At 48.1% G+C, this 1,149-nt stretch carries 1 protein-coding gene; it reads right to left on the bottom strand.

The features are described from left to right. Window positions 1–1,079, bottom strand: a protein-coding gene (locus HGT73_RS14575) for an IS3 family transposase (protein ID WP_214215976.1) whose coding sequence is annotated in 2 segments (ribosomal slippage) — window positions 1–827 and window positions 827–1,079 — 1,080 coding nt annotated over the 2 segments. Because the reading frame shifts where the segments join, the coding sequence is not laid out codon by codon here. This gene is flagged as partial in the annotation. Window positions 1,080–1,149: the final 70 nt, after the last annotated feature.

The raw sequence follows: 1,149 nt of genomic DNA, 5'->3' as shown, positions 1-1,149 counted from the left end.
ACGTTGAATATGCTGCATTGGTGTGAAGCCATTCAGTGCCATATTCGGACGCTCGTGATTATAAAACCATTGCCAGCGTGTGGCATAGTCCTGCAACTCGTCCAGTGATGTAAACAGGTGCTGTCCCAGCCAGTCATAACGTACTGTCCGGTTATATCGCTCAATATAAGCATTCTGCTGAGGTTTTCCGGGTTGAATAAAACGCAGGGTGATATTCTGCTGAGCAGCCCATGACATCAGTATCTTGCCGGTATATTCTGGCCCATTATCACATCGTATTGCTACTGGTTTACCTTTCCACTCAATGAGTTGTTCGAGAGTCCTCACCACTCGATTTGCGGGAAGAGAAAAATCTACCTCAATGGCCAGCGCTTCACGATTAAAGTCATCGATAACATTCAGCAATCGGACGGAACGACCATCCGACAGTTGATCGTGCATGAAGTCCATCGACCAGCATTCATTGCGGCTTTCAGGCACCGCCAGCGGCTCGGGCTTATCCCGTTTCAGTCGTTTTTTCGGTTTAATTCGCATGTTCAGCGACAACTCGCAATAAATTCGGTATATCCTTTTGTGATTGAACTTAAAGCCTTTTACGTTACGCAGGTACAAAAAACACAGACCAAAACCCCAGTTGCGCTGACTGTCGGTGATACGGAGCAGCCAGTCAGCAATAACGGTGTTTTCTTCATTCAGTTGAGGCTGATAACGATAGCAACTTTCGCTGACAGCAAACAGCTGGCAGGCAAAACGTATGCTGACGCATCGGTTTCTGACCGCGTCCTGTGCCATCTGCTTTCGCTGCGATGGCTTCACCACTTTTTTGCCATAGCCTCCTGAATAATTTCGGCTTTGAGCCGTTCTTCGGCATACATCTTTTTCAGGCGGCGGTTTTCATCTTCCAGCTCTTTTAGGCGGGCCATCATGGATGCATCCATTCCGCCAAAGCGTGAACGCCACTTGTAGAAACTAGCATTGCTCATACCATGCTCGCGGCACAGTTCAGCAACTGGCGTTCCGGCCTCAGCCTGCTTGAGGATGGCCATAATCTGGCTGTCGGTAAAGCGTGATTTTTTCATAGAGATCTCCCCTGTTCAGATTACGAGAAAATTCTACTTATGAACACACCGGTTTTTCGGGGGGATTACC

The sequence above is a fragment of the Rosenbergiella australiborealis genome (assembly GCF_018494035.1).
Taxonomy (GTDB): Bacteria; Pseudomonadota; Gammaproteobacteria; order Enterobacterales; family Enterobacteriaceae; genus Rosenbergiella; species Rosenbergiella australiborealis.
Note: the sequence above shows the minus strand (reverse complement) of the source record. Positions and strands in the feature narration are given on the sequence as shown.